This window comes from Streptomyces sp. NPDC060194 (genome assembly GCF_042728285.1).
In the GTDB taxonomy this organism is placed as follows: domain Bacteria; phylum Actinomycetota; class Actinomycetes; order Streptomycetales; family Streptomycetaceae; genus Streptomyces.
This window is the reverse complement of sequence record NZ_JBHWZH010000065.1, coordinates 1-25884: the sequence shown is the minus strand read 5'-3', so window position 1 is coordinate 25884 and position 25884 is coordinate 1. Positions and strand designations below refer to the sequence as shown.

The window sequence follows — 25884 nt, the reverse complement described above, 5'->3', positions numbered from 1 at the left end:
CCGCTGTGTGGAAAGTTCGCCGAGCTTCCATATCCCCCTCCGCTTGCGGGAGTTGGCGGATCACCGGAGCCCTCCCGCGACCGCGGGAGGCGGCGGGGTGCCGCGGGCGGCCGCTTTGTCCGGCCGCTGGAGAAAGTTGAGAGCCGACGCGTCAAAAGGGTTTCTGGCGGGTGAAAAAGCCATTACCTTCCTGACCTGTACCGGACAACAAGGGTCGGGCGTCCCACCTCCCCCTCCTCCTCGGGGCACCCGGCCTCCCCCCGGCGCGGCGGCGCGCGCCTGTGCACCACCCCCACCCCGTCTCCACACGGAGGATGCGCGTGCTCAGGAGAATCACCAGACCTCTGGCGGCGCTCGCCTGCGCCGTCCTGGCCGCCGCGGGCGGCCTCACCGCTCAGTACTCGCTGATCGACGTGGCCGAGGCGGCGCCGCCGGCGGCGCCCGCCCCGGTGGCCGCCGCGGACGAGTTCCAGCAGGTCACCCTCGCCAAAGGGGTGGCCGAGACCGGTGAGCCCATGACGCTGGCCGTGCTGCCGGACCGGTCCGTCCTGCACACCGCGCGCGACGGCACGCTGCGCCGCACGGACGCCGCCGGCACCACAGCCGTGGCGGGCAAGCTCGACGTCTACTCGCACGACGAGGAGGGCCTCCAGGGCATCGGCGTCGACCCCGGCTTCACCACCAACCGCTTCGTATACCTTTACTACGCACCGAAGTTGACCACTCCGGCCGGTGACGCCCCCGCGACCGGCACGGCCGCCGACTTCGCCCCCTTCAACGGCGTCAACCGGCTCTCCCGGTTCGTCCTGAAGACGGACAACACCCTCGACCTGGCCTCCGAGAAGAAGGTCCTCGACGTCCCCGCCAGCCGCGGCCTGTGCTGCCACGTCGGCGGCGACATCGACTTCGACGCGGCCGGGAACCTCTACCTGAGCACCGGCGACGACTCCAACCCGTTCGCCTCCGACGGCTACACGCCCATCGACGAGCGCGCGAACCGCAACCCCGCCTACGACGCGCAGCGTTCGTCGGGCAACACCAACGACCTGCGCGGCAAGGTCCTGCGCATCAAGGTCAACGCCGACGCCACGTACTCGATCCCGTCGGGCAACCTGTTCGCGCCCGGCACGGCGAAGACCCGGCCCGAGATCTACGCGATGGGCTTCCGCAACCCGTTCCGGATGTCCGTCGACAAGCCCACCGGCATCGTCTACCTCGGCGACTACGGCCCCGACGCGGGCACCGCGAGCGCCACCCGCGGCCCGTCCGGGCAGGTGGAGTTCAACCGGATCACCAAGGCCGGCAACTACGGCTGGCCCTACTGCGTGGGCAAGAACCTCGCTTACGTGGACTACAACTTCGCGACCTCGACGTCCGGTGCGGCGTTCTCCTGCGCCGCACCGAAGAACACCTCGCCCAACAACACCGGCCTCACCGACCTGCCCGCCGCCCAGCCCGCCTGGATCCCCTACGACGGCGGCTCCGTACCGGAGTTCGGCAGCGGCTCGGAGTCCCCGATGGGCGGCCCGGTCTACCGGTACAACGCGTCCTCGACGTCGACCGTGAAGTTCCCGCAGTCCTACGACGGCAACTACTTCGCCGGCGAGTTCGGCCGCCGGTGGATCAAGCGGATCGTGCAGGGCACCGACGGCACAGTCCAGTCGATCAACGCGTTCCCCTGGACGGGCACCCAGGTCATGGACTCCGCCTTCGGCCCCGACGGCGCGCTCTACGTCCTCGACTACGGCACCGGCTACTTCAACGGCGACGCCAACAGCGCCGTCTACCGCATCGAGTACGTCTCCGGCGGCGGGCGCGCCCCGCTCGCGAAGGCCGCGGCGAACCGCACCTCGGGCACCGCACCGCTCGCGGTCTCCTTCTCCTCCGCCGGCAGCTCCGACCCCGACGGCGACCCGCTCACCTACGCCTGGAAGTTCGGCGACGGCGGCACCTCCACCGCCGCGAACCCCTCGCACACCTACACCGCCAACGGCCGCTACACCGCCGAGCTGACCGTCTCCGACGGCACCGGCAACACCGCGACCGCCTCCGTGATCGTCACCGTCGGCAACACCGCCCCGACCGTGACGCTCGAACTGCCCGTCGACGGCTCGATCATCGACCCGGGCGCGGCCGTCCCGTTCCGGGTGAAGGTCACCGACCCCGAGGACGGCACGATCGACTGCTCCAAGGTCAAGGTCACCTTCGTCATCGGCCACGACAGCCACGGCCACCCGCAGACCTCCGCGACCGGCTGCTCCGGAACCGTGCAGACCATCGCCGACGGCGAGCACGACCCCAACGCCAACATCTTCGGCGTCTGGGACGCGGAGTACACCGACAAGGGCGCGAACGGGCAGGCCCCGCTGACCACCCACGACCAGAACGTCAGCCAGGGCAGCAAGCGCCAGGCCGAGCACTTCGGCGGCTCCGCCGGCATCCAGGTCGTCGACAAGACGGCGGCCAACGGCGGCAAGGCCGTCGGCTACATCGACAACGGCGACTGGATCTCGTTCACGCCGTACGTCCTCGCCAACGCCACGAAGATCACCGCACGGGTCGCCTCCAACACGAGCGGCGGCACGCTGGAGGTGCGGGCCGGCTCCCCGACCGGCACCCTGCTGGGCTCGGCGACCGTCCCGTCCACCGGCGGCTGGGAGACCTTCCAGAACGTCTCGGCCAACCTGACCAACCAGCCGGCCGGCACCACCACGCTCTACCTGGTCGCCAAGGGCGGCACCGGCTCGCTGTTCGACATCGACGACTACACCTTCACCACCGGCACCACGACCGGCCCCCGCACCGGGCCGATCACCGGCGTCGGCGGCAAGTGCGTCGACGTCCAGGGCGGCGGGACCGCCGACGGCACCCAGATCCAGCTCTACACCTGCAACCAGAGCACGGCCCAGCAGTGGACGGTGGGCACCGGCCAGACCGTGCGCGCCCTCGGCAAGTGCCTCGACATCAGCGGGGGCGCCTCGGCCGACGGCACCAAGATCCAGCTGTGGACCTGCAACGGCACCGGGGCTCAGAACTGGGCCCCCCAGGCCGACGGAACCCTGCGCAACCCCGCGACGGGCAAGTGTCTGGACGCGGCCGGCGGAGCCACCGCCGACGGCACCAAGCTCCACCTGTGGACCTGCTCCTCCGGCGCCAACCAGAAGTGGATCCTGCCATGAGCCGACGACTCGGGCGCCTCGCCTGCTGGGCCGCCACCGGCCTGCTGGCCGCCGCCTCCCTGCCCGCCGCGGTCTCCACCGCCGCCGAACCCCGCGCCCAGGCCCCCGCCCGCCCGGCGGCGGCCGCGGCCGACCCCGCCTACGACGTGCTGGTCTTCTCCAAGACGGCCGGCTTCCGCCACTCCTCCATCGACGAGGGCGTCGCCGCGCTCCGCGCCCTGGGCACGGCGAACAACTTCACCGTCACCGCGACCGAGGACGCCGCCGCCTTCACCGCCGGCAACCTCGCCCAGTACGAGGCCGTCGTCTTCCTCTCCACCACCGGCGACGTCCTCAACGCCGCCCAGCAGACCGCCTTCGAGGGCTACATGGGCGCCGGCGGCGGCTACGTCGGCATCCACGCGGCGGCCGACACCGAGTACGACTGGGCCTGGTACAACGGCCTGGCCGGCGCGCTGTTCAAGTCCCACCCGGCGATCCAGCCGGCCACCGTCAAGGTCGAGGACCGCGCCCACGACGCCACCGCGCACCTGGGCCCGAACTGGCAGCGCACCGACGAGTGGTACGACTACCGCACCAACCCGCGCTCCTCCGCCAAGATCCTCGCCTCGCTCGACGAGTCGACGTACAGCGGGGGCACCATGGGCGCTGACCACCCGATCGCCTGGTGCAAGGACTACTCCGGCGGCCGCGCCTTCTACACCGGCGGCGGCCACACCGAGGACTCCTACGCGGATGCCGCCTTCCGCCGCCACCTGCTCGGCGGGATCCGCTGGGCGGCGGAGGTGACGGACGCCGACTGCCGCCCGGAGACCGGCTACACCACGATCTACAACGGCTCCACCACCGGCTGGAAGCAGGCGGGCCCCGGCTCGTTCACCAACGCCGACAACACCCTGACCTCGGTGGGCGGCCTCGGCATGCTCTGGTACCAGGCGAAGGAGTACACCTCGTACTCCCTGAAGCTGGACTGGCGGCAGGCCGGTGACGACAACTCCGGGATCTTCATCGGCTTCCCCGCCTCCGACGACCCGTGGTCGGCCGTCAACAACGGCTACGAGATCCAGATCGACTCCACCGACGCCGCGGACCGCACCACCGGGGCCGTCTACGGCTTCAAGTCCGCGGACATCGCCGCCCGCGACGCGGCCCTGAACCCGCCCGGCGAGTGGAACACCTACGAGCTGCGGGTCGAGGGCGAGCGGCTGCAGCTCTTCCTCAACGGCCGCAAGATCAACGACTTCACCAACACCGTGCCCGCCCGCAGCCTGCAGCAGGGCCACATCGGGCTGCAGAACCACGGCACCGGTGACGACGTGTCCTTCCGCAACATCCGCATCAAGGAGCTCGGCACCCAGCCCGGCCCGCGGGTCGGCCAGATCACCGGCATCGGCGGCAAGTGCGTCGACGTCCAGCAGAGCGGCACCGCCGACGGCACCCAGATCCAGCTCTGGACCTGCAACGGCACCGGCGCCCAGAAGTGGACGATCGGCACCGACCAGACCGTGCGCGCCCTCGGCAAGTGCCTGGACGTCAGCGGCGGCGGCTCGGCCGACGGCACGAAGATCCAGCTGTGGACGTGCAACGGCACCGGCGCCCAGAAGTGGGCCCCGAACGCCGACGGCACCCTGCGCAACCCGCAGTCCGGCAAGTGCCTCGACGCCGCCGGGGTCTCCTCCGCCGACGGCACCAAGCTCCACCTGTGGACCTGTGTCGGCGGCACCAACCAGAAATGGGTCCTGCCCGCCGGCTGACGAGCCCCCTGACTCCGTCGTCACCGCGGGAGGCGGCGACGACGGGGACCGGCCCCCGGGCCGGTGACACGACGGCGGGGCGCGACGCCGAAGCGCCCCGCCGTTGCCGTGCGCACGCACGCACGTATGAAACGTCTCAGGGCCGGTGTCGGATTTCTCCGATACCGGCCCTGAGCTGCGACTTTCGTACAGTCGGGACGACAGGATTTGAACCTGCGACCCCTTGACCCCCAGTCAAGTGCGCTACCAAGCTGCGCCACGTCCCGATGCGGTCCCGCCGGGCCTCGGCCCGGGTGTGTTCACGCAGGTGGAACTCTACCGCACCGGGGGCCGTGCCCGGCGCAGGGCCCGGCGCGCCACACTGGAGGCATGGGCACGGACGGACGGCGGGATCGGGACGAGCGGGGGCGGGCGCGCAACGCGCGGCCGAGGGACGGCCTCGGGCGGCCGCTGCCGTACGGGGTCGAGGGCGTCGAGCGGCAGCCCGAGGGGGTGGTGCGGGCGCCGGCGGAGAGCGTCGCCGAGGCGCAGGCCCTGCTCGACGCGGGACGGCCGTTCCACGCCCACGAGGTGTTCGAGGACGCCTGGAAGTCGGGCCGCGCGGAGGACCGCGAGCTGTGGCGGGGCCTCGCCCAGCTCGCCGTGGGCCTCACCCACGCGGCCCGCGGCAACCGCACCGGCGGCGCACGGCTGCTGCGGCGCGGCGCGGCGGCGCTCGCCCCCCGGGCGGCGGACGGGCCGTACGGGATGGATGTCGCAGGCCTGCTCCGCTGGGCGGAGGAGGCGGCGCGTGCCGCCGAGGACGGCCTGACCGCGCCGCCCCCCATGCTGCGGAGTCCCGGCCCGCCCGCATAGCCGGTCGCGACCGGACGCGGCACACCGGCCGGCCGTGCGGGCCGCCGACCCCGCGGGACGCCCGGCCCCGTCGGCGGTCGGACCCGAAGGACGCGTCGCGCCGCGCCCGGGGCCGCGGACGTAGCGGGACGACGTCCCGCGACGCCCTGCCCCGGGGTCGGCACACGGCGTCGCAGGGGCCCCGGCCCCGACCGCCGACGGCCGCACGACGCCGCCGCACCCGACCCAGGGCCCCCGGTCGCCCGCCGCAGGCGATGGGGCAGACTCGCCCCCGTGAGAAAGATCCGCGTGATAGGCATCGGCGCCGGCGACCCCGACCACCTGACGCTCCAGGCCGTCAAGGCCATGCGGCGCACGGAGGTCTTCTTCCTGGTCGGCAAGGGCGAGGAGAAGTCCGACCTGGCCGCCCTGCGGCACGGCATGCTCGACGAGCACCTGCCCCCCGGGTCCTACCGGCTGGTCGAGGTGCGCGACCCGGCCCGGGCCCGCCCGGACACGGTCGCCGCGTACACCGCGGCCGTGGACGGCTGGCGCACGGCGCGCGCCGACCTCTACGAGCGGATGATCACCGACGAGCTGGGCGAGGACGGCGAGGGCGCCCTCCTGGTCTGGGGCGACCCTTCGCTCTACGACTCGACGCTCGGCATCCTCGAGGAGATCCTCGACCGCGGCCGGGTGGCGTTCGACCACGAGGTGATCCCCGGCGTCAGCAGCGTCTCGGCCCTGGTGGCCCGCCACCGCACCGGCCTCAACCGGGTCGGGCGGCCGGTGCAGATCACCACGGGCCGCCGCCTCGCGGAGGGCTTCCCCGAGGGCGCGGACGACGTGGTGGTGATGCTGGACGCGCACCAGACGTTCACCACGCTGGTCGGCCAGGGGCTGCACATCTACTGGGGCGCGTACGTCGGCTCCGCGGACGAGGTCCTGGTCTCCGGCCCGCTCGACGAGGTCGCCGAGCGGATCGTCGCGGTCCGCGCGGAGGCGCGCGCACGCAAGGGCTGGATCATGGACACCTACCTGCTGCGGCGGAGCCCCGGAGCGCCCTGACGGCCACCCGCTCGCTACCGGCGTACCCGCCTCGCGCCGCCACCGGCCCCCGGCGCCCGGTCCCCGCCGTCCGGGCCCGTAGACGCGCGCCGGTCACCTCACCGATCCGGACCGTACCCGCGTGCGGGTACGCCGTACCGGTGTGAGCGTGGCCGGTATGACCACCGCCACGTCCTCCGCCTCCGCGGCCCCGTCCGCGCCGCCCGTGCTCGACCGGCGGACGCGCAACATCGTCTTCGGCACGATCATGCTCGGGATGCTGCTCGCGGCGCTCGACCAGACGATCGTCGGGACCGCGCTGCCGACGATCGTCTCGGACCTCGGCGGCGCCGCGCACATGTCGTGGGTGGTGACCGCCTACCTCCTCGCCGAGACCGTCGCGACCGCCCTGGTGGGCAAGTTCGGCGACCTCTTCGGGCGGAAGGTCGTCTTCCAGGTCTCGGCGATCGTCTTCATCACCGGCTCGTTCCTGTGCGGCCTGGCGACGAACATGACGCTGCTGATCGCCTGGCGCGCCGTGCAGGGCATCGGGGCCGGCGGGCTGATGGTCACCTCGATGGCGCTGATCGCCGACGTCATCCCGCTGCGCGAGCGCGGCAAGTACCAGGGCGCGATCGGCGCGGTCTTCGGGATGGCGACGGTGATCGGCCCGCTGCTCGGCGGCCTGTTCACCGACCACCTCAGCTGGCGCTGGGCGTTCTACGTGAACGTGCCCATCGCGATCGTCGTCGTGATCGCGGCGGCCCGGAACATCCCGGTGGTGAGGTCCGCGCTGCGGCCGGTCGTCGACTACCTCGGCATCACCCTGATCGCGGCGGGCGCGAGCGCGCTGATCCTGGCGACCAGCTGGGGCGGCAACGAGTACGCGTGGACCTCCGGCGTCATCATCGGCCTGTTCGCGGCGGGCGTGGTCGCCCTGGTGCTGTTCTGCCTCGTCGAGCGGCGCGCGGCCGAACCGATGCTGCCGATGCGGCTGTTCGGCAACCCCGTCTTCACCGTGTGCTCGGTCCTGAGCTTCATCGTCGGCTTCGCGATGCTCGGCGCGATGACGTACCTGCCGTCGTACCTGCAGTACGTCGACGGCGACTCGGCGACGGTCTCGGGGGTGCGGACGCTGCCGATGGTCGTCGGGCTGCTCGGCGCGTCGGTCTTCAGCGGCACGGTGGTCAGCCGCACCGGCCGGTACCGGATCTTCCCGATCCTCGGCACGCTGGTGATGGCGCTCGGCCTGTTCCTGCTGTCGCTGATGGGGCCGGAGAGCGGGCTGTGGCTGGAGTCGCTCTACATGCTGGTGCTCGGCACCGGGATCGGCCTCGGCATGCAGGTCCTGACGATCGCGGTGCAGAACACCGTCCCGTACGCGGACCTCGGGACGGCGACGTCGGGGGTGACGTTCTTCCGGACCCTCGGCAGCTCGTTCGGCACGGCGGTGTTCGGGACCATCTACGCCAACTCCCTCGGCCCGAACCTGTCCGAGGGGATCGGTGAGGCCGTCGCGGCATCGCCGGGCGCGGACCCGGAGGCGGTCTCGCGGGCGGCCCAGAGCCCCACGGGGCTGCACGGGCTGCCGCCGGCGCAGTCGGAGCCGATCATCCAGGCCTACGCCGACACCCTGCACACGGTGTTCCTGTGGACGGTGCCGGTCGCCCTGCTCGGCTTCGTGATCGCGCTGTTCCTCAAGGAGGTCAGGCTCCGGGACACCGTGCGGGCGGGCTCCTCGGACCTGGGCGACGGCTTCTCGTCGCCGACCACCGGGGACTCCGCCAAGCTCCTGGAGCTGGCGGTGGGCAAGATCCTGCGGAACGTCGGCCCGGACCAGGCGCGCCGGATCGTGGACCGGTCCGACACCCGGCTGGACATGGCCGGGGCGTGGGCGGTGATGCAGGTGGAGTTCTTCACCCGGAGCGTCGGCTACGCGAGCCTCGGGCTGATCGCGACCAAGCGGCACGTGCCGCCGGAGGTGCTCGTCCCGGTCTTCGACCGGATGACCGAGGAGGGCTACCTCAGCCGCGAGGGCACGTACTTCTCCCACACCGCGGCCGGGCGGCGCGAGGCGGACGCCGTCAGCGCGTCGTGGGCGACGTGGCTCGGCGACCAGCTGGAGCGGGACAGCGGCCGGCCCGCGGACGCCGAGCTGCGGGCGGCGGTCGACGCGATCTCCAAGCGGGTCATCGCCGAGGACCTGGGGCACGGGTCCCCGGACGCGGTCCGGGCGCGCTGAAGGGCCGCCGCGCTCCGCGAGGGCGGCGGCCCGTCGTGCGGCCGCTCAGCCGAACGCGCCCCGCAGCGCGGGCAGCAGGGTCTTCTCCGACCAGTCGAGGAACGCGTGCTGGGTGTCCCCGCCGATCTGCACGAGCGCGACCTCGGTGAACCCGGCCTCGACGTACGGGCGCACGGCCTCGACGAAGGCCTCGGGGTCGTCGCCGCACGGTACGGCCTCGGCCATGTCCTCGGGGCGCACGGACTGCGTGGCGGCGTCGAACGCGGCCGGGTTCGGCAGGTTGGCGTTGACCGGCCAGCCGCCCTGCGACCAGCGGAACTGCTCGTGGGCGCGGCGCACGGCGGCCTCGCGGTCCCGGTCGAAGCAGACCGGCAGCTGGCCGACGCGCGGCTTGCCCGCGCCGCCCTCGCGGTCGAAGGCGTCGAGGAGTTCGGCCTTGGGCTCGGTCGCGATGACGAGGTCGGCGAGCCGGCCGGCGATCGCGCAGGAGCGCGGGCCCGAGACCGCGACGCCGATCGGCGGGAGGGTGTCGGGGAGGTCCCAGAGCTTGGCCGACTCCACGTCGTAGTGGGTGCCGTGGTGGTCGAGGTAACCGCCGCCGAAGAGGCCGCGGATGATCTCGACCGCCTCCTCGAACATCTCCAGGCGCACCCCGGCGTTGGGCCAACCGCCGCCCACCACGTGCTCGTTGAGGTTCTCGCCCGAGCCGAGTCCGAGCCGGAAGCGGCCGTCGGACAGCAGCTGCATCGTCGCGGCCTTCTGCGCGATCACCGCGGGGTGGTAGCGCGTTGTCGGGCAGGTCACGTACGTCATCAGCGGGATGCGGGAGGTGGCCTGGGCGGCGGCGCCCAGGACGCTCCAGGCGTAGGGCGCGTGCCCCTGCTCGGCGAGCCAGGGGAAGTAGTGGTCGGAGGTGACGGAGAAGTCGTACCCGGCCTCCTCCGCGTGCACGACGTGGGCGACGAGGTCCTTGGGGCCGGCCTGCTCGGTCATCATCGTGTAGCCGATGCGGGTCCCGCCGGGGGCGGGTCCGCTGCTGTTCGTGGAGGTCATGCGTGTCGGGTCCCCTGCTCGAAGTGGTGGAAACCGGGTCGTGCGACCGCCGTTCCAGCATGGTCCCGGCCTCTGGGGCGCGCGAGTCGGGCGGGCGGGCGTGACGGGTGCGCAGGTCCCGCCGTCACCGCGCGGGGCGTGCGGTAGATTTTGCGCACCCTTGACCCTTGATCAACTGCACCCACCACCTCACCGAGCGGAGACGGACCCCCAATGGACGACATCGTCAACGGACTTGGCCGCGCGAGCGCGTACGGCGCCATCGGCGTCGTACTGCTGATCCTCGGCATATTCCTCGTCGACGCGCTGACGCCGGGCAAGCTCGGCGACCAGATCTGGCGCGACCGCAACCGGAACGCGGCGCTGCTGGTGAGTTCGGCGCTGCTCGGCGTCGGGGCGATCGTCTTCACGGCGATCTGGACGACGTACGACGAGTTCGGCAAGGGGCTGGTGTCCACGGTCGTGTTCGGGCTGCTGGGCCTGGTCATGATGGCGGTGGCGTTCTGGCTCGTGGACCTGCTCACCCCGGGCAAGCTCGGCGCGATCCTGGTCGAGCCGGAGCCGCACCCGGCCGTGTGGGTGACGGCGTCGTGCAATCTGGCAGTGGCGGCGATCGTGTCGGCGTCGATCGCCTGACGCGCCGCCGCGCTCACCCGCGCGCCCGAGGACAGGGGGCGGAAATCGGCCCGGAGGCCGGTTCCCGCCCCCGCGGCGGCCGTTCGCCGGTGTGACCTTGGTCGCCCGCACGGCCCCCTCACGCCGCCTAGGCGACTCCTCCCCCGGCCGCCCCGAAGGGCGCCGCTCCCCCACCGACCTGCGGCTCGGCGCGTCCGACGGCTGTTCCGCGGCGACTACGGGCCGCACCGCTCCGGCTACTGATCGCGACGAACGCGCGATGGAGGGGAACACATGGTCGGCCCGAAGGCCTAAACTTCACACCATGCCCGCAACTCCATCACCCCTGACCGCCGTGCGCTCCGCCGAAGTCGTCAACGGTGAGATCCGCGCGCTCTGGACCCGTGCGGGCGGCGTCCTCACGCCCGAGCAGCGCAAGGAGTACGAGCGCCTGGTGACCGAGTGGGCCGAGGCGACCCGCGTCTCGACGCGCTCCATCGCCCCCGCGACGGCCGCCTGAGGTTCGGCGGAAGCCGCCCGTACCGAGCGCCGCACGCACCGACAGCCGCCTGCCGTTCCCCGGCCGCAGTGACGACCGCGCCGTCGCGCGGCGGCCCGTACCCCCTACACCGTCCCGCCCGCTTCCGCCGCGCGTCCGCGCGCGCGTGCCGCGAGGGCGTCCGCGCTGCAGTCGGCCGCGAGGTCCGCGCCGCGGCGCAGGCGGTCCAGCGCGCGGTCGCGTTCGCCGGTGGCGAGGAGGGCCTCGCCGTGGGCGACCAGGGCCCGGGCGAGCGTGTGGCGGCAGAGTGAGCCGGTCAGGTGGTCGACGGCCTGGTCGAGGAGGTCGGCGGCCTCCTCGGGGCCCGCGACCACCGCCGCGCACATCAGCGCCTCGGCGAGCGCCGTCGGCGTCCCGAACCGCTCCGCGCGCTCCCGGACCGTCGCGACCAGCTCCGCCGCGCGCTCGGGCTCGTCGGCGGCGATCACCGGGACCAGGTCCTGGATCCACGGGCCCCAGATGGGGTTGTCCCTTCCGCGCTCGGCCAGCCAGCGGCCCGCCGTCGCCAACTGCTCCACGGCCTCGGCCGTCTGCCCCTTGGCCAGCATCAGGCGGCCTCTCACGCTCGGCCCGTCGGGGAGGATCAGGCCGCTGGGGTACGGCGGGCCGAACTCGTAGTCCTCGGCGAGCTGTTCGGCCTCGGCGACCTTGCCCCGGGCGAGCAGGGTGTCGACGAGCAGGCAGGTGGTGTTCCAGTGCAGGGGCAGGCCGCGGCCGAGCCGGTCGGCGAGCCGCAGGCTCTCGCGCAGGTACTCCTCGGCCGCCGCCAGCCGGCCCTTGCGGTGCTGGGCCATGCCGTAGAAGGCGTGGGCGAAGGCGAGGTGCCAGCCGCTCCAGCCGGAGATCTCGTAGGTGCGCAGGGCGTCGTCGAACAGGGCCTCGGCCCGGTCGATCCGGTCGATGTAGGCGTAGGTGGCGCCGAGGACGAGCGGGATCTCCATGCCCCAGTCGGTGTCGGTCCAGCCGAGGCCGGGGGCCAGCCGGCCGTCCACGACGGCCCGATCGCAGAGGTCGCCGACGAGTTCCGCGCTCTCGCCGCGGAGCATCGCGTCGAAGGCGCGCAGGACGAGCAGCGAGCGCTCGGCGTTGTCGTCGCCGGGCAGGCCGTCGGCGCGCTCCGCGAGGCGGCGGGCGCGGGCGGGGCCGTCGGTCTCGGTGAACTGGCACATCTCGTAGAGGAAGTGGGCGGCTTCGAGCCGGGTCCGCCCGGTGCCCGGCGGGGCCTCGGCGGCGGCGCGGGCGGCGGCCTCCGCGGCCTCCTCCAGCTGGTTGTTGTGGGCGAGCGCCTGCGCGAGGCGGTGCGCGGCGTCGATCCGGAGGCCGTCGGGCAGCCCGTCGAGGGAGAGCGCCTCGCTCAGCTTGGCGACGCTGGATCCCGGCGAGGTCAGCAGCGTGGCGCAGCCGAGCTCGAAGAGCACGCCCGCGCGGTCGCCGGGCAGCGGCGGTTCGGTGAGGGCGCGCTTGAGGCAGCGGCGGGCGGCGTCCGGGGCGCCGACGGCGAGGTGGTGCCGGGCGGCCTCGCGGAGCTGGCGGACGAGGTCGGGGTCGCCGTCGGGGTGGACGACGATGAGGTGCCGGGCGACGGCGGCGGCCCCGCGGCCCTCCTGGGCGAGCAGGGTGGCGGCGGTGCCGTGCATGGCGGTGCGCACGGCGTCGGACATGGACCGGTAGACGGCGGTGGCGATCAGGGGGTGGAAGAACTCCAGGTCGGGGCCGGACCCGAGGATGCGCGCCTCCCGCAGCTGCTTCACGCAGGAGGCGGTCTCGGTGGCGTTGAGGGTGGCCAGCTTGGCGACCAGGTCCTCGGTCATGTCGATGTCGAGGATCGCGGCGGCCTGCGCGAAGTGCATGGCGTGCGGGCCCAGTTGGGTGATGCGCGGGATCAGTCCGCTGCCGTGGGCGGCGGCTCCGAGGGCTTCGAGGCGGTCGGCGGAGGAGCCGTGGGGCCGGAGGCCCACCCCGCGGGCCTCGGCGAGGAGCTCGACCGTCTCGTAGGGATTCCCGCTGGTGACGTCGAAGACCGCCGTGCAGAAGGCGTCGTCGGCGTCCTCCCCGAGGGTGGAGCGCACCATCTCGGTGACCGCCTCGGGGCTCAGGCGGACCAGCCCCACCGGCCGGGCGGACGCGGAGAGCGTGAGGCCGCGCAGCACCTGCCCGGGGTCGGCGGCCTCCTCGGGGCGGTAGACGAGGACGACGAGCAGCGGGAGCTTCGCCTGCTCGATCTGCGGGGCGAACGCGGCGAGCCAGTCCAGGGACTCGGTGTCGGCCCCGTGCGCGTCGTCGATCAGCACGACCAACGGGCCTTCGCCGCGCGCCAGTTGCGTGAAGACGTGGTCGATGCCGTCGTTGACGCCGCGGGGGTCGGCGTGCGGTCCGCGGGGCGCCGCCAGGCCCAGGGCGGGGCCGGCGATCCCGTACCAGCTCCCGAACAGCTCGCGGGTGCGCCCCGGCGGCCGCCCGGTGAGCGCGGGCCGCAGCAGCTGGCGGACCACGTCGAAGGGCGCCCCGGCCGCGACCGCGCTGCCCCTGGCGCGCAGCACGGTGGCGCGCGGGGCGGCCAGGCCGTGCACCTCGTTCAGCAGCGTCGTCTTGCCGAGCCCGGCGGCCCCGCTGTAGATGAGCAGCCCGCCGCGCGCGGAGGGCCCGCACACCAGGTCCACCGCGGCCTGTGCCGCCTGCATCTCCCGCTCGCGCTCGCGCAGTTCGTGCCCCATACGGACGAGGCTATCTCCGCTGACGTGCGGGGTTCAGCAGATTCGGCAAGGCGGGGTCCGGATCTCGGGGCCGGCCCTTACTCCGACGTCGGCGACGCGATCCTCGAGCAGGTCGCCGAAGCCGCGCGGGGCCGGTCGGCCGACGGCGGCCGGCGCGTCGTGCCCTGCTCGTCGGGATCGGCCGGCGGGGAATGCCTGGCCGGGGCCCCCGGGTGCTCCCGTACCCTGCCGCCATGACCGACCTCGGCGCCGGCGGCGCAGCGATACGTCCGTACCACCCGTCCGACCTGCCCGGCATGTACCGGATCTGCCTGCTGACGGGCGACGTGGGGCGGGACGCCACCGCGAAGTACCGGGACCCGGACGTGCTCGGCCATCTGTACCTCGGCCCGTACCCGGCGGCCGACCCCGCGCTGTCCTTCGTCGTCGCCGACGAACAGGGTCTGCTCGGCTACGTCGTCGCCACCGCCGACACCGCCGCCTTCGACGCGTGGCTGGAGGAGCACTGGTGGCCGGGGCTGCGGCTGCGCTACCCCGCGGAGCTGGCGAAGGATCCGGGGGACGGCACGGACGACTGGCGGACGGTGTCGGCGTTCCACCGCCCGCACCCGAGCGGCGGGGCCCCGCTCGACCGCTACCCCGCCCATCTGCACATCGACATCCTGCCGCGCGGCCAGGGCGCCGGTCTGGGCCGCCGGCTGCTGGCGACACTGTTCGCCGCGCTGCGCGAACGGGGCGTCCCCGGCGTTCAGTTGGGGGTCGGCGGTGCCAACACCGATGCACAGGCGTTCTACCGGCGGATCGGGTTCACCGAGCACGGCCGGGAGGAGTGGGGCCTGCGGATGGTGTACGACCTGTCGGCCGACGACGGCCGTCAGGGCGTCTGAGCGGCCACCAGCCCGGCGAGGGCGGCGGCGACGGCGTCGAGTCCGGCGGTCGGGTCGCCGCCGGGTTCGGCCATGTAGACGTCCCGCCGGATCTCGATCATCAGCGCCTGCACCCGCGGGTCGCGGCGGTGGTGCCGCAGCGGTACGTACGTACCGGCGAACGGCGTGTCGAGCGCCGTCCCGCCGAGCCCGTCGAAGGCGTCGCGCGCCTGGCGCACCAGCGCGTCGGGCGTGTGGAAGGCGTCCGTCCCCAGGCAGACCGGCGGCCGCTCCCCCGTCCCGTGCAGCTCGTAGGGCAGCGGCCGGGTGGGGTAGGAGTGGACGTCGAGGACCACGGCCCGGCCGCAGGCCGCCAGCCGCTCGTCGACGGCCCGCGCCACGGCCTCCGCGTACGGCTCGAAGTACGTTCCGACCAGCGCGGACGTGCCGGGGAAGGGTTCGGGCCGCAGCGGCTCGCGGTGGGTGGTGCGGGTGTAGACCGCGCCCATGCCGGCCGCGAGCATCTCCTCGCGCTCGTCGGGGAAGCGCTCGGGGTCGACCACCAGGCGCGAGAGCCGGTTCACGAACCGCCAGGGCCGGACGGGGGCGCGGGCGGCCGCCCGTCCGGCGATCTCCGGCGTGTGCGCGTCGGTGATGTGGTCGAGTTCGCGGCCCAGCGCCCGGTCGTCGGGCAGCAGCTCCGCGCGGACGTCGCGGGGGATGTCCCGCGCGCCGTGCGGGACGTGCAGCAGCACCGGGGAGCCGGGCGCGCCCGGGATCAGCTCGTACGACATGCGGATCACGCTAGCCGCAGCACCATGGAAAGGGTCCCCGCGCAGCGATGAGTTCCGGCGGGCAGGACGGTCAATCCCCTGAGGCCCGCACCCGCGGACCCGTGACCCCGGAGGCGACCATGCAGAAGATCACTACATCGCTCTGGTTCGACGACCAGGCCGAGGAGGCCGCGGAGTTCTACGTCTCGCTGTTCCCCGACTCCCGCGTCCTGGAGGTCCAGCGGTACGGCGAGGAGGGGCCGGGGCGGCCCGGCTCCGTCATGATCGTGGCGTTCGAGCTGGCCGGCCAGCGGTACACCGCGCTCAACGGCGGGCCGGTCTTCCACTTCACCGAGGCGATCTCGCTGTCCGTGGACTGCGGCTCCCAGCAGGAGGTCGACCGGCTCTGGGACGCGCTCGGCACGGGCGGCGGCGGGCAGGACAGCGCGTGCGGCTGGGTCCAGGACCGGTATGGGCTGTCCTGGCAGATCGTGCCGCGGGTCCTGGAGGAGCTGCTCCGCTCGCCGGACCCGGAGGCCTCCGGGCGGGTCATGCGGGCCATGCTGGGCATGAAGAAGCTCGACATCCGGGCGCTGGAGGACGCGGCGAGGGGCTGAACCGCGACCCCCGTCTTTCCGGCCGCGGCCCGGCGCACCACAATGGCCGCCGAGGGAACCGTTGCCCCGCCGAACGGCGTTCTGAAGGTGACGGGTGGTACGAGGGCCGCATCGGTCCGGGGGCGCGGACGGGTGGTGCGGATGATCGAGCTCGCAGCCGGGGGCAACCGGGCCCTGCCCGAAGGGGTGCTGACCCTCGCGGTCGTCGGCCCGTTCGACCTGTCCGTGCTGATCACGGACGACGGCCGCAAGGTCGCGGACGACGCCGACTTCGTCTTCTACAACCAGCCGGTCGCGCCGGGGGCCCGGCTGACCCCGGGCACCGGCTCGGTCGTCGTCGACCCGGCGAAGCTGCGCTCCGGGGCGACCCGCGTCACCCTGGTCGTCAGCCCGGAGGAGGACGGCGTCCCGCTCGGGTCGCTGCCCGTCCCGACCCTCACCCTGACCGGCGCGGACCGCACGGTCCTGGCGCGCTTCACCCCGCCCCGTCCGACGGACGAGACGGTGCTGCTGCTCGCGGAGGTCTACCGGCGCGGCGGCGGCTGGAAGGTGCGCGCCCTCGGCCAGGGGTACGCCGACGGGCTCGCGGGGGTCGCGCGGGACTTCGGGGTGGACCTCGTGGACGGCGAGGAGGCGGCCGGCGGCCGCCCGCAGCCCGCACCGCACGCGCCGACGCTCGTCGCGGAGGACGGCGGCTTCCTCCGGCTCGTCAACGCCGACCGGGCGCGGGCCGGGATCCCGCCGCTGCGGGAGGACCCCCGGCTGGGGGCGGCCGCGCGGACGCACGCGGCGAACATGGCGCGGCAGGGGCGGCTCAGCGTCGAGGACCCCGACGGGATGTCCGTGTACCAGCGGGTCACCGCGGGCGGCTACACCTACCTCACCATCGCCGAGCACCTGGTCTCCGGGCCGCGCACCCCCGGCGACCTGGTCGACCACTGCCTGGACGACGCGCGCGCCCGGCGTCCGCTGCGTGATCCCTCGCTCACCGACGCGGGCGTGGGGCACGCGACGGACGACCGCAGCGGCGAGATCTACTGGACGGCGCTGTGGGCGCGGCCGCTCACGCCGGACGGGCTCGCCCGCACCACGGCGGAGGTCGTCACGCTCACCAACGCGGAGCGCGCCTCCGCGGGGCTGCGGCCGCTCGCCGCGGATCCGCGGCTCGCCACGGCCGCGCAGGCGTACAGCACGGACATGGCCGCCCGCGACTTCTACTCGCACACCTCGCCCGAGGGCCTGGAGCCCAGGGACCGCGCCGTCGCGGCGGGCGCCACGCACCGCGGGATCGGCGAGAACATCGCCTGCGGGCAGCGCACGGCCGCGGACGTCGTCCGCGGCTGGATGAACTCCCCCGGCCACCGCGCCAACATCCTCCGCCCCGACTTCACCCACATCGGCACCGGCTTCTCCGGCGGCGGCCGCGCCGGCACCTACTGGACCCAGCTCTTCGGCGCGACCGGCTGACGACGCGACGGCCCGATCCGCGGCACGTACGCACCCGACCGTGGGCAACGGTGCCGCGTCCACGCCGCGCGACACCGCCTGCCCACACCGACCCACCCGCTCCAGGCAGGGCCGCATCACGCCGCACCACCGGCCGTGCCCAGCGCAAGCCACCGCACCCCGCACCACCGTCGGCACCCCGCCCCGCAGGGGCACCTCGCGACTCCGCCGCGCACACCGGGCTCCGCCCAGGCCGGGGCTGCCCACGGGCCGTGCAGCCGTGCTACGGTGCCAGCGCATCCATCTAAGTCGCCGCTCCGGCGCAGATGCCCCCTCGTTCCACCCCGACGCCGACGCCCTTCCGGCCCGCGTCCGCCTTCCCCGCACCGCCTCCGGCGGTCTCCCCCGTCGCACCGTGACGCCTCCGGTGCCGATCCTCGCCATGTCCGCGAAAGGACCCCTCATGACCAGCACCATCCTCGACACCCCACGCTCCGCAACCGAGCCACCGCACCCCGTCCCCGCCACCGGCGTCCTCGACCTCACCGGCCGGGACGGCAGCGGCATGCTCCGTGTCCGCGGCTACCGGCCGTCCCCCGACGACATCCACGTCCCCGCTCCCCTCGTCCGCCGCCACGCCCTCCGCAAGGGCGACCTGGTCGAGGGCACCTGCGGGAAGGCGCGCACCCTGGGGCAGGTCGAGCGGGTGAACGGCCGCGCCCCGCACACCCCGCGACCGGCCTTCGGAGAACTGACCCCCCTGCACCCTCGGACGCGGCTCCGCCTGGAAAGCCCCGCCGGCGGGCTCGGCGCGAGGGTCGTCGACCTCGTCGCCCCCATCGGCAAGGGCCAGCGCGGCCTGATCGTCGCCCCGCCGAGGACCGGCAAGACGGTACTGCTCCAGCAGCTCGCCGCGGCCGTCGCGACGAACCATCCGGAGTGCCACCTGATGGTCGTCCTGCTCGACGAACGCCCCGAGGAGGTCACCGACATGCGCCGCTCGGTCCGCGGCGATGTCCTCTCCTCGACGTTCGACCGCCCGGCGAAGGAGCACATCGCACTGGCCGAACTCGCCGTGGAGCGGGCCAAGCGGCTGGTCGAGCAGGGCCAGGACGTCGTGGTCCTGCTCGACTCGCTGACCCGGCTGTGCCGCGCGCACAACAACGCCGCGTCGGCCGGCGGCCGCACCCTGAGCGGCGGGGTGGACGCCGCCGCCCTCGCCGGGCCGAAGCGCCTGTTCGGGGCCGCCCGGCTCACCGAGGAGGGCGGGTCGCTGACGATCCTCGCCACCGCGCTCGTGGACACCGGATCCCGCGCGGACGACTTCTTCTTCGAGGAGCTGAAGGGCACCGGCAACATGGAGCTGCGCCTGGACCGCGCGCTCGCCGACCGCCGGGTCTTCCCGGCGGTCGACATCACCCCCTCCGGCACGCGCCGCGAGGAACTCCTGCTCACCCCGGCCGAGTCCGCCGCGGCGCGCGGACTGCGCCGGGCGCTGCGGGCCCGCGGCGGTCAGGTCACCCCGGCCGCCGTGATCGACCGCCTGCGGCGGACGCCGGACAACGCCGCGTTCCTCCGGCAGATCAGCGCCACCGTGCCCGGCGCGTGAGCGCGCCGCCCGGGCTACTTGCTGACCGCGAACCGCATCAGGGCCAGCTGGTCGCCCTGCTTGATCTTGCCGGTCTCGTTGATGACCTGGAGCTTCCAGACCTGCCCGACGCGCATCGCCTTGGCGACCGCGCAGCCGTTGTCGCTGGTGAGCATGGACGGCCAGATCTCGGCGACCTGCTGGGTGGAGCCGCCGGTCGCGTCGTAGACCTTGAACGAGATGTTCCGCGCGTTCTGGAACGAGCTGCGCTTCTTGTACGCGGCGGCGACGAAGACGAGCGAGGTGATGTTCGGCGGGATCTTCGCGAAGTCGACGGTGACCGTCTCGTCGTCCCCGTCCCCGTGCCCCGTCTGGTTGTCCCCGCTGTGCAGCAGCGAGCCGTTCCCCAGCGGGTCCAGCGAGTCGAGGCCCGCGAGCCGCACCGGGTCCTCGCCCTGCATCGCGATCGCGATCAGGTCAAGGTCCGTCCCCGTCTTCTGCCGCAGCTTCCCCATCAGCCCGCCACTGCTCCCGACCGTGGCATCCCAGGCGACCCCGATCGACAGATGCGTCACCCCGTCCAGATCCGCCGGTCCGTCTTCCTTCGTGAGCGTGATCATCCCTGGTCCTCCGGTAGTCGTGACGGCCTGCGCGGGCCCCGCACGGTCTGAACTCTCCGCCGCCCCCGCGAGTTCCCGCCGCTCCCTCACCGCGTGCCGTGTCCCGGACCGCCTCCGCGCATGCGAAAGGGGCCATCCGGAGATGGCCCCTCGTGAAACCGACATCGCTGTCGGGACGACAGGATTTGAACCTGCGACCCCTTGACCCCCAGTCAAGTGCGCTACCAAGCTGCGCCACGTCCCGGTGCCCGGCTGACCTGGGGTTTCCCCCGGCCGTTCGTGCAGGAAAACCATACCCCACGCGAGGGGGTGGGCGCTCACGGCTTTACGGCTCCAGGAGGCGGGGCGGGGCGGCCTGGCGCCAGGAGTCGGTGAGGATGTCCCGGAGCTCGTCGGCGTCGTCGAGCGCGGCGAGGCGGACGCGGACCCAGGCGGAGCCGGCCTCGTGGGCGGCGACCCAGAACTTGGCCGGCTCGGCGAGGACGAGTTCGTCGCGCTCGACCTTGGGGCAGCGGACGGCGAAGGACGTCTCGTCGTCGGGCACGGTGACGAACATCTTCCCCGCGACCCGGAACGTCGGCATCGACCAGGCGACCTTCTCGGTCGTCTCCGGCAGGGCGAGCGCGATCGTGCGGACGTCGTCCGAGGTCAGCGGGGTCATCGCGGGGCGTCTCCTCCGGCGCGGCGGTTCGTCGCGCCAGCGTAGCGGGCGGGTCCGACAACCGGTCCGCACCCGGCTCCGGTCGAGGGCCGACGCCCACCCGCCGCCGCCCAACCGCCGCCGCCCACCTGCCACCCCGCAGCGGCCGCCGCGCACGGGCCGACCGGCCCGCGTCACACCACGTGCTTGTCCAGCCACGACGTCAGGTCGTCCTGCACCTCGCCCCGGTTCGTCTCGTTGAGGATCTCGTGCCGCGCCCCGTCGTACACCTTCGAGCTGAGGTCCTCGACCCCGCGCAGGTCCTCCAGCAGCGCGTGCAGCTGGGTGAGCCCGTCGTGGCAGGGGTCGTCGGAGCCGACGGCCAGGTGGAAGGGCAGGTCGGCGGGGATCCGGGCGAGGTTGCCCGGGTCGTTGATCCTGCGGATGGCGTGCAGCCAGTCGAGCGTGAGCCCGGCGCTGAACGGGAACCCGCAGCGCTCGTCGGCGACGTACGCGTCGACCTCCGCCTCGTCGCGCGAGAGCCACTCGAAGCCGGTCCGCCGCTCGAACGCGTCGTTGAAGCCCGCGAACGCCTCGGGGACGAACGACGAGACGTGGTCGCGCCCGTGCTCGGCGATCTCCGCCTCCAGGCGCGCGATCGAAGCGTCGAGGTCGACGCCCGGCAGCGAGCGGAAGGTGCCGGAGAGGATGACGGCGGCGAGCGCGTCGGGGTACTCCTGGGCGTAGTCGCGGGCGAGCATCGAGCCGAGGCTGTGGCCGAGCAGGACGACGGGCGCGCCGGGGTACAGCGCGCGGGCCTGCTCGCCGACCCGGTCGAGGTCGGCGACCGTCGCCCGCCAGCCGTCGTCGCCCGCGACGCCGAGGCCGCCCGTGCCGGCCGCCGTCGCGCCGTGCCCGCGGTGGTCGGAGGCGATGACGCCGTAGCCGTGCGCGGTGAGGTGGCGGGCGAACCGGTCGTAGCGCAGGCCGTGTTCGGCGGCCCCGTGGGCGATCTGGACGAGGGCGCGCGGCCGGCCGTCGGCGGGCAGCCAGGTGTACGTGGCGACCTGGAGGCCGTCGGCGGCGGTGGTCAGCCCCTGCTGCGGGCCCTGGGCGTCGGTCATGGCGGTCCTCCGGATCGGGTGGGTGCGCGTCCTTGAGTGCCCCTCCCCCGTCCCCCGCCCCTCACACCAGGTTTCAGAGCACGTCGCCCGACCGGTGCAGGAACCGCTCGGTCAGCTCCGCGGCCATCGCCTTGACCGTGTCGAGCCCCGCCCGCCCCCAGGTCCGCGGCCGCACGTCCGCCGCGGCGATCGCGCCGAGGGCGAGCCCGGTCCGGTCCAGGATCGGCGCGCCGAGGTAGGAGCGGATGCCGGACTCGTCGACGAGCGGGTTGCCCGCGAACCGCGGGAAGTCGCGGACGTCCTGCAGGACGAGCGCCCTGCGGCGGGCGACGACGTGCGGGCAGAAGCCGTGGTCGCGGGCCAGGACGCGGGCGGCGGCGCGCAGCGGGCGCGCGTCGAGGAGGGTGTCGGCGGGGGTGTGGAGCCCGGCGCGGTACTGGTGGCCCTCGTCGAGGAACGTGACCATGGCGTACGGCGACTGGGTCAGCTCGGCGAGCACGCGGGCCAGGTGGTCGAGGTCCGCGTCGGCCCCGCCGCCGAGGCCGAGTTCGCGCAGCCGCCGGCCGCGCGCGGCCGCCTCGGGGTCGACGGGGGTGACCAGGAAGTGGCCGATCGGGTCGTAGACCATGGCGGGCTCCGTAGCGAAGGGGCGGTCGGGTCGGTCAGGTCAGCGCCCCGCGGCCCGCGTCGGCCGCGGGGTCGGGCATGGTGGCGATCAGGTGCCCGACCAGGGTGACCAGGGTGCGGATGCCGGAGTGGGCGAGCCGGGCGTCGCACATGACGACGGGGACGTCCGAGGTCAGGTCGAGCGCGTTGCGGACCTCCTCGGGCCCGTACCGGTGCGCGCCGTCGAACTCGTTGACGGCGATGACGAAGCCGATGCCGCGCTGCTCGAAGAAGTCGACGGCGGAGAAGCAGTCGGCGAGCCGCCGGGTGTCGGCGAGGACGACCGCGCCGAGCGCCCCCTCGGACAGCTCGTCCCACATGAACCAGAAGCGCTCCTGGCCGGGCGTGCCGAAGAGGTAGAGCACGTGCTCGGAGTCGAGGGTGATCCGGCCGAAGTCGAGGGCGACCGTGGTCGTGGTCTTCGCCTCGACGCCCGCGAGGTCGTCGGTGCCCTCGCTCGCCTCGGTGAGCAGCTCCTCGGTGTTGAGCGGCGCGATCTCGCTGACCGCGCCGACGAAGGTGGTCTTGCCGACCCCGAACCCGCCGGCGACGAGGATCTTCAGGGCGGTGGGGAAAAGGTCAGAGCCGTCGTCGTAAGCCATCGAGCACTGCCTCCAGAAGGGACACGTCGGTCGGGTTGTCGGCGTCGTGGAAGCGGGGCGGCTGGGCCGTGAGCGCCCCGCAGTCGACGAGGTCGGACAGGAGCACCTTGGTGACGACCGCGGGCAGCCGCAGATGTGCGGCGATCTCCGCGACCGAGGTCGGGGCCGCGCACAGGTCGAGCGCGGCCGAGTGCTCGGGGCCGATGTGGCCCTCGGGGACGACGCCCGTGGGCCGGACGAGCGTCAGCAGGTCGAGCACGGCACTGGGCCGGGTGCGGCCGTTGCTCACCGTGTACGGGCGGATCAGCCGGCCGGCCTGGTCGTCGAGCCACGGCCCTTCCGGCGGGGCCCCCACCATCACGGCCTCGGGACGGCGGACGCCCGGGGGGCCTGCCGGGCGGGCGTGACCAGGTAGGGCCGGACGCTCTTGACGAGCATGGCCATCTCGTAGCCGAGGACGGCCGCGTCCGCCTCCCGGCCGGCGAGGACGGCGAGGCAGCTGCCGGAGGCGGCGGTGGAGACGAAGAGGAGGGCGGTGTCGAGTTCGACGACGACCTGACGGACCTCGCCGCCGTCGCCGAAGCGCATGCCGGCGCTGCGGCCGAGCGAGTAGAGGCCGGAGGCGAGCGCGGCCATGTGGTCGGCGCTGTCGACGTCCAGGCCGTGCACGGACTTGACCAGTCCGTCGTTGGAGAGCAGCACGGCGCTGCGCGTGCAGGGGACGCGCTGGACCAGACCGCTCAACAGCCAGTCGAGGTCGGACACCTGTGCCGTGGTCGGCGTATCGCTCGACATGGTCGATCGACTCCTTGCGGGGGTAGCGGCGGACGGACGGAAGGGGGTGGTGCACCGGGGCGGTCAGCTCGCGGGGGCGGGCCGCTCGGGTTCGGCGTCGAGCGCGCTCGCCGCCTCGGCCAGGCCTATGCCGCGCTGGAAGGCGGCCATCAGCCCGGGGTCGTGGCCGGCCGGCTGCTCGCTCGCGGTCCGCTCGGGCGGGGCCTCCCGCAGTTGGGGGACGAGGTGCTGCTGGGCCCGCCGCCGGGGCAGCCGGGGCCGGTCGGCGGGGTCATGGGCGGCCGGCGCGGCCGGTTCGCCGCCGCCCGTGCGCGGGGCGAGCGGCAGGACCGGCAGGTCGGGCCGGAAGGAGGCGGGCACGCCCGCGCCGGGGACGGCGGCGGCCGGGGTGGGCCGCTGGGCGCGCTCGGAGCGGGACGGTAGCGGCGCGGCGCCGGCGGCGGCGGGCGCGGGAGCGGCGGGGGCCGCCGGGCCGGGGAGGGGGACGACGGGAGCGGCCGGGGTGACGGGAGCGGTCGGGAGCGGCCCGGTCAGCGGGTCGTCCGCCGGCGCGGCGGCGGCCGTGGCGGCCGGCCCCGCCGCCCCCACCGGATGCAGGTGCTGCGCCGACCTCCCGTTGGTCGCCGCCACCGGCCGGGGCCGCGGGGGGACGGGCACGGTCCGGGTCCCGGCGGCCGGGGTCTCGTCGGCGGCCCCGGTGCCGAGCAGCTCCTGCGGCAGCACGAGGACGGCCTGCGTGCCCCCGTAGATGTTGGTCTGCAGGCGTACGTTGATGCCGTGCCGGCGGGCCAGCGCGGCGACCACGTACAGGCCGATGCGGCCGTCCTGGAGCAGGCCGGCGACGTCGACCTGGTCGGGGCCGGAGAGCAGGGCGTTCATCTTGTTCTGCTCGGTGACCGGCATCCCGAGACCGCGGTCCTCGACCTCGACGGCGAGCCCGGCGGCCACCGGCTGGACGCGGAGCAGGACCTGGGTGTGCGGGGCGGAGAACACGGTCGCGTTCTCGGCGAGTTCGGCGAGGAGGTGGATGACGTCGGCGACGGCGTGGCCGCGCAGGGTGCCGTCGATGGGCGGGACGAGCTTGACCCGGGAGTACTGCTCGACCTCGGCGATGGCCGAGCGCAGGACCTCGGTCAGGGTGACCGGGCGGGACCACTGGCGCCGGGACATCGCACCGCCGAGGACGGCGAGGTTCTCGGCGTGCCGGCGGATGCGGGTGGAGAGGTGGTCGACCTGGAAGAGCCCCTTGAGCAGGTCGGGGTCCTCGACGTCGTTCTCCAGCTCGTCGAGGATCTGGATCTCGCGGTGGACGAGGGACTGCAGGCGGCGGGCGAGGTTGACGAAGACCTCGACCTTCTGGTCGCTGCCGCGGCCTTCGGTGAACCGCGAGGCCTGCACGACGGCGGCGCACGCCATGTCGTGGGCGCGGACGAGCTCGTCGGAGAGCAGGTCGAAGGCGTCGCCGCCGGGGGTGAGCAGCGGGGCCTTGCGCGGGGGCGGTTCCTCGCCCCGGCGCAGCTGCTCGACCAGTGCGCGCAGGTCGGCCTGGCCGCGGGCGCTGGCGCGGCGCAGGCCGTGGCAGCGGTCGAGGACGGACTTCGCCGCGCGTTCGGCACCGACGAACGCGGCGGCGATCCCGGCCAGCGCGACGACGCCGGCGGTGGCGATGACCGCCCACAGGGCGGGGTTCGGCCGGGCGCCGGAGGAGCGGAGCGCGAACAGCACGGCGGCCGTGCCGCACAGGGCGACGGCGACGGCCGGGAGCACGGCGATGCGCAGTAACTGACCGCGTATGTTCGCCTCGGGGGTGGCGCGGCCGGGGGGCACGGCGGCGTGGCCGCGGCCTCCCGCCCTTCCGTGCCGTCCGCCCTCGCGGCGGTCTGCGCGCGTGGCCGGTGCGCGGAGATGAGACATCAGCGTCCTCGGTACGGGGGCCCCGACGGTCGGCTTCGGGTCCTTGGCGCGGCCAAGGCGTGGCAAGGGTGATGCGGGCCCACGTCGATCACCGGGCACACACGGTAGTCGTGAAGTGTCCGGGAGTGATGCCGGGTTGGCGTTTTCCAGCGGCCGCCATCCCGCTCTGGTATGAAGCGGCGGACCTTTGTGCGAATCGGCGGAACACGAGTGCGCCGACCGTGCGGCGTCGGGGG

Annotated in this window: 22 protein-coding genes and 2 tRNA genes; 11 read left to right on the top strand and 13 right to left on the bottom strand. The window is 74.1% G+C overall.

All coding sequences use genetic code 11. The annotated features are described in order from the left end of the window. Positions 1-314: 314 nt before the first annotated feature. Both ACFWEG_RS16440 and ACFWEG_RS16435 read left to right on the top strand, forming a co-directional pair. Positions 315-3179 carry a carbohydrate-binding protein gene (locus ACFWEG_RS16440; protein ID WP_387215196.1) on the top strand — a complete coding sequence of 955 codons (2865 nt, stop codon included), beginning with the start codon at positions 315-317 and terminating at the stop codon, positions 3177-3179. Next, complete coding sequence (locus tag ACFWEG_RS16435) at positions 3176-4933, top strand: ThuA domain-containing protein (RefSeq protein WP_387215193.1); 1758 nt, start codon at positions 3176-3178, stop codon at positions 4931-4933. Before ACFWEG_RS16440 ends, ACFWEG_RS16435 begins: the two co-directional genes overlap by 4 nt. 192 nt (positions 4934-5125) lie before the next feature. Here ACFWEG_RS16435 and ACFWEG_RS16430 read toward each other — a convergent pair. Next, positions 5126-5199, bottom strand: a tRNA-Pro gene (locus ACFWEG_RS16430). 103 nt (positions 5200-5302) lie between these two features. Between ACFWEG_RS16430 and ACFWEG_RS16425 the strand changes: the two genes are divergently transcribed. The 3 genes from ACFWEG_RS16425 (at position 5303) to ACFWEG_RS16415 (ending at position 9056) form a co-directional block, all read left to right on the top strand. Then, complete coding sequence (locus tag ACFWEG_RS16425) at positions 5303-5788, top strand: DUF309 domain-containing protein (RefSeq protein ID WP_387215190.1); 486 nt, start codon at positions 5303-5305, stop codon at positions 5786-5788. A gap of 273 nt (positions 5789-6061) precedes the next feature. Further along, on the top strand, positions 6062-6835 hold the full coding sequence (gene cobF, locus ACFWEG_RS16420; RefSeq protein ID WP_387215188.1) for a precorrin-6A synthase (deacetylating): 774 nt from the start codon (positions 6062-6064) through the stop codon (positions 6833-6835). A 157-nt stretch (positions 6836-6992) separates the two neighbouring features. After that, a complete protein-coding gene (locus ACFWEG_RS16415; protein ID WP_387215185.1) occupies positions 6993-9056 on the top strand; it encodes an MDR family MFS transporter in 2064 nt (687 codons plus the stop codon). 45 nt (positions 9057-9101) lie between these two features. On the opposite strand, the gene ACFWEG_RS16410 is transcribed toward ACFWEG_RS16415, so the two are convergent. Beyond that, entirely contained in the window at positions 9102-10109 is a 1008-nt protein-coding gene (locus tag ACFWEG_RS16410) for an LLM class F420-dependent oxidoreductase (protein WP_387215182.1), read from the bottom strand. A gap of 213 nt (positions 10110-10322) precedes the next feature. Here ACFWEG_RS16410 and ACFWEG_RS16405 point away from each other — a divergent pair, with 213 nt between their 5' ends. Further along, positions 10323-10745, top strand: a complete 423-nt coding sequence (locus ACFWEG_RS16405; RefSeq protein ID WP_387215179.1) for a DUF350 domain-containing protein — start codon at positions 10323-10325, stop codon at positions 10743-10745. A gap of 304 nt (positions 10746-11049) precedes the next feature. Beyond that, positions 11050-11244, top strand: a complete 195-nt coding sequence (locus ACFWEG_RS16400) for a hypothetical protein (RefSeq protein ID WP_387215176.1) — start codon at positions 11050-11052, stop codon at positions 11242-11244. A 104-nt stretch (positions 11245-11348) separates the two neighbouring features. Here the strand turns inward: ACFWEG_RS16400 and ACFWEG_RS16395 are convergent, their stop codons facing one another. Continuing rightward, on the bottom strand, positions 11349-13997 hold the full coding sequence (locus ACFWEG_RS16395) for an ATP-binding protein (RefSeq protein ID WP_387215173.1): 2649 nt from the start codon (positions 13995-13997) through the stop codon (positions 11349-11351). A 233-nt stretch (positions 13998-14230) separates the two neighbouring features. Here ACFWEG_RS16395 and ACFWEG_RS16390 point away from each other — a divergent pair, with 233 nt between their 5' ends. Then, on the top strand, positions 14231-14884 hold the full coding sequence (locus ACFWEG_RS16390; RefSeq protein WP_387215170.1) for a GNAT family N-acetyltransferase: 654 nt from the start codon (positions 14231-14233) through the stop codon (positions 14882-14884). On the opposite strand, the gene ACFWEG_RS16385 is transcribed toward ACFWEG_RS16390, so the two are convergent. Continuing rightward, a complete protein-coding gene (locus tag ACFWEG_RS16385) occupies positions 14872-15657 on the bottom strand; it encodes an N-formylglutamate amidohydrolase (RefSeq protein WP_387215167.1) in 786 nt (261 codons plus the stop codon). The two genes, ACFWEG_RS16390 and ACFWEG_RS16385, sit on opposite strands and share 13 nt — an antisense overlap. Before the next feature lie 119 nt (positions 15658-15776). On the opposite strand from ACFWEG_RS16385, the gene ACFWEG_RS16380 reads away from it, so the two are divergent. From ACFWEG_RS16380 to rho, 3 genes are all read left to right on the top strand, one after another. Beyond that, entirely contained in the window at positions 15777-16253 is a 477-nt protein-coding gene (locus ACFWEG_RS16380; protein WP_387215164.1) for a VOC family protein, read from the top strand. 141 nt (positions 16254-16394) lie between these two features. After that, on the top strand, positions 16395-17720 hold the full coding sequence (locus ACFWEG_RS16375) for a CAP domain-containing protein (protein WP_387215161.1): 1326 nt from the start codon (positions 16395-16397) through the stop codon (positions 17718-17720). A 442-nt stretch (positions 17721-18162) separates the two neighbouring features. Then, positions 18163-19308 (top strand): transcription termination factor Rho, encoded by a 1146-nt coding sequence (rho, locus tag ACFWEG_RS16370; RefSeq protein WP_387215159.1) that lies wholly within the window; start codon positions 18163-18165, stop codon positions 19306-19308. Positions 19309-19322: 14 nt separating this feature from the next. On the opposite strand, the gene ACFWEG_RS16365 is transcribed toward rho, so the two are convergent. The 9 genes from ACFWEG_RS16365 to ACFWEG_RS16325 all read right to left on the bottom strand — a co-directional run bounded on the left by ACFWEG_RS16365 (position 19323) and on the right by ACFWEG_RS16325 (position 25648). Further along, on the bottom strand, positions 19323-19907 hold the full coding sequence (locus ACFWEG_RS16365) for a TerD family protein (RefSeq protein ID WP_387215156.1): 585 nt from the start codon (positions 19905-19907) through the stop codon (positions 19323-19325). A 170-nt stretch (positions 19908-20077) separates the two neighbouring features. Further along, a tRNA-Pro gene (locus tag ACFWEG_RS16360) sits at positions 20078-20151 on the bottom strand. Between the two features lie 81 nt (positions 20152-20232). Beyond that, entirely contained in the window at positions 20233-20568 is a 336-nt protein-coding gene (locus ACFWEG_RS16355; RefSeq protein ID WP_387215153.1) for an MmcQ/YjbR family DNA-binding protein, read from the bottom strand. Positions 20569-20741: 173 nt separating this feature from the next. Next, positions 20742-21671, bottom strand: coding sequence for an alpha/beta fold hydrolase (locus ACFWEG_RS16350; RefSeq protein ID WP_387215150.1), 930 nt, complete (start codon positions 21669-21671; stop codon positions 20742-20744). A gap of 73 nt (positions 21672-21744) precedes the next feature. After that, positions 21745-22299, bottom strand: coding sequence for a GAF domain-containing protein (locus ACFWEG_RS16345; protein WP_387215147.1), 555 nt, complete (start codon positions 22297-22299; stop codon positions 21745-21747). A 34-nt stretch (positions 22300-22333) separates the two neighbouring features. Beyond that, positions 22334-22939: an ATP/GTP-binding protein gene (locus ACFWEG_RS16340; RefSeq protein ID WP_387215144.1), complete on the bottom strand. Its 606-nt coding sequence runs from the start codon at positions 22937-22939 to the stop codon at positions 22334-22336. Next, positions 22917-23297: a DUF742 domain-containing protein gene (locus ACFWEG_RS16335; RefSeq protein ID WP_387215141.1), complete on the bottom strand. Its 381-nt coding sequence runs from the start codon at positions 23295-23297 to the stop codon at positions 22917-22919. Before ACFWEG_RS16335 ends, ACFWEG_RS16340 begins: the two co-directional genes overlap by 23 nt. After that, on the bottom strand, positions 23297-23734 hold the full coding sequence (locus ACFWEG_RS16330) for a roadblock/LC7 domain-containing protein (RefSeq protein ID WP_387215138.1): 438 nt from the start codon (positions 23732-23734) through the stop codon (positions 23297-23299). Before ACFWEG_RS16330 ends, ACFWEG_RS16335 begins: the two co-directional genes overlap by 1 nt. 63 nt (positions 23735-23797) lie before the next feature. Continuing rightward, positions 23798-25648, bottom strand: coding sequence for a sensor histidine kinase (locus ACFWEG_RS16325; protein WP_387215135.1), 1851 nt, complete (start codon positions 25646-25648; stop codon positions 23798-23800). Positions 25649-25884: the final 236 nt, after the last annotated feature.

Coding starts and splice junctions, on each gene's coding strand:
- ACFWEG_RS16440 (WP_387215196.1), top strand. CDS start 315: ATGCGCGTGCTCAGGAGAATCACCAGACCTCTGGCGGCGCTCGCCTGC.
- ACFWEG_RS16435 (WP_387215193.1), top strand. CDS start 3,176: ATGAGCCGACGACTCGGGCGCCTCGCCTGCTGGGCCGCCACCGGCCTG.
- ACFWEG_RS16425 (WP_387215190.1), top strand. CDS start 5,303: ATGGGCACGGACGGACGGCGGGATCGGGACGAGCGGGGGCGGGCGCGC.
- ACFWEG_RS16415 (WP_387215185.1), top strand. CDS start 6,993: ATGACCACCGCCACGTCCTCCGCCTCCGCGGCCCCGTCCGCGCCGCCC.
- ACFWEG_RS16410 (WP_387215182.1), bottom strand. CDS start 10,109: ATGACCTCCACGAACAGCAGCGGACCCGCCCCCGGCGGGACCCGCATC.
- ACFWEG_RS16405 (WP_387215179.1), top strand. CDS start 10,323: ATGGACGACATCGTCAACGGACTTGGCCGCGCGAGCGCGTACGGCGCC.
- ACFWEG_RS16400 (WP_387215176.1), top strand. CDS start 11,050: ATGCCCGCAACTCCATCACCCCTGACCGCCGTGCGCTCCGCCGAAGTC.
- ACFWEG_RS16395 (WP_387215173.1), bottom strand. CDS start 13,997: ATGGGGCACGAACTGCGCGAGCGCGAGCGGGAGATGCAGGCGGCACAG.
- ACFWEG_RS16390 (WP_387215170.1), top strand. CDS start 14,231: ATGACCGACCTCGGCGCCGGCGGCGCAGCGATACGTCCGTACCACCCG.
- ACFWEG_RS16385 (WP_387215167.1), bottom strand. CDS start 15,657: ATGTCGTACGAGCTGATCCCGGGCGCGCCCGGCTCCCCGGTGCTGCTG.
- ACFWEG_RS16380 (WP_387215164.1), top strand. CDS start 15,777: ATGCAGAAGATCACTACATCGCTCTGGTTCGACGACCAGGCCGAGGAG.
- ACFWEG_RS16375 (WP_387215161.1), top strand. CDS start 16,395: ATGATCGAGCTCGCAGCCGGGGGCAACCGGGCCCTGCCCGAAGGGGTG.
- rho (WP_387215159.1), top strand. CDS start 18,163: ATGACCAGCACCATCCTCGACACCCCACGCTCCGCAACCGAGCCACCG.
- ACFWEG_RS16365 (WP_387215156.1), bottom strand. CDS start 19,907: ATGATCACGCTCACGAAGGAAGACGGACCGGCGGATCTGGACGGGGTG.
- ACFWEG_RS16355 (WP_387215153.1), bottom strand. CDS start 20,568: ATGACCCCGCTGACCTCGGACGACGTCCGCACGATCGCGCTCGCCCTG.
- ACFWEG_RS16350 (WP_387215150.1), bottom strand. CDS start 21,671: ATGACCGACGCCCAGGGCCCGCAGCAGGGGCTGACCACCGCCGCCGAC.
- ACFWEG_RS16345 (WP_387215147.1), bottom strand. CDS start 22,299: ATGGTCTACGACCCGATCGGCCACTTCCTGGTCACCCCCGTCGACCCC.
- ACFWEG_RS16340 (WP_387215144.1), bottom strand. CDS start 22,939: ATGGCTTACGACGACGGCTCTGACCTTTTCCCCACCGCCCTGAAGATC.
- ACFWEG_RS16335 (WP_387215141.1), bottom strand. CDS start 23,297: ATGGTGGGGGCCCCGCCGGAAGGGCCGTGGCTCGACGACCAGGCCGGC.
- ACFWEG_RS16330 (WP_387215138.1), bottom strand. CDS start 23,734: ATGTCGAGCGATACGCCGACCACGGCACAGGTGTCCGACCTCGACTGG.
- ACFWEG_RS16325 (WP_387215135.1), bottom strand. CDS start 25,648: ATGTCTCATCTCCGCGCACCGGCCACGCGCGCAGACCGCCGCGAGGGC.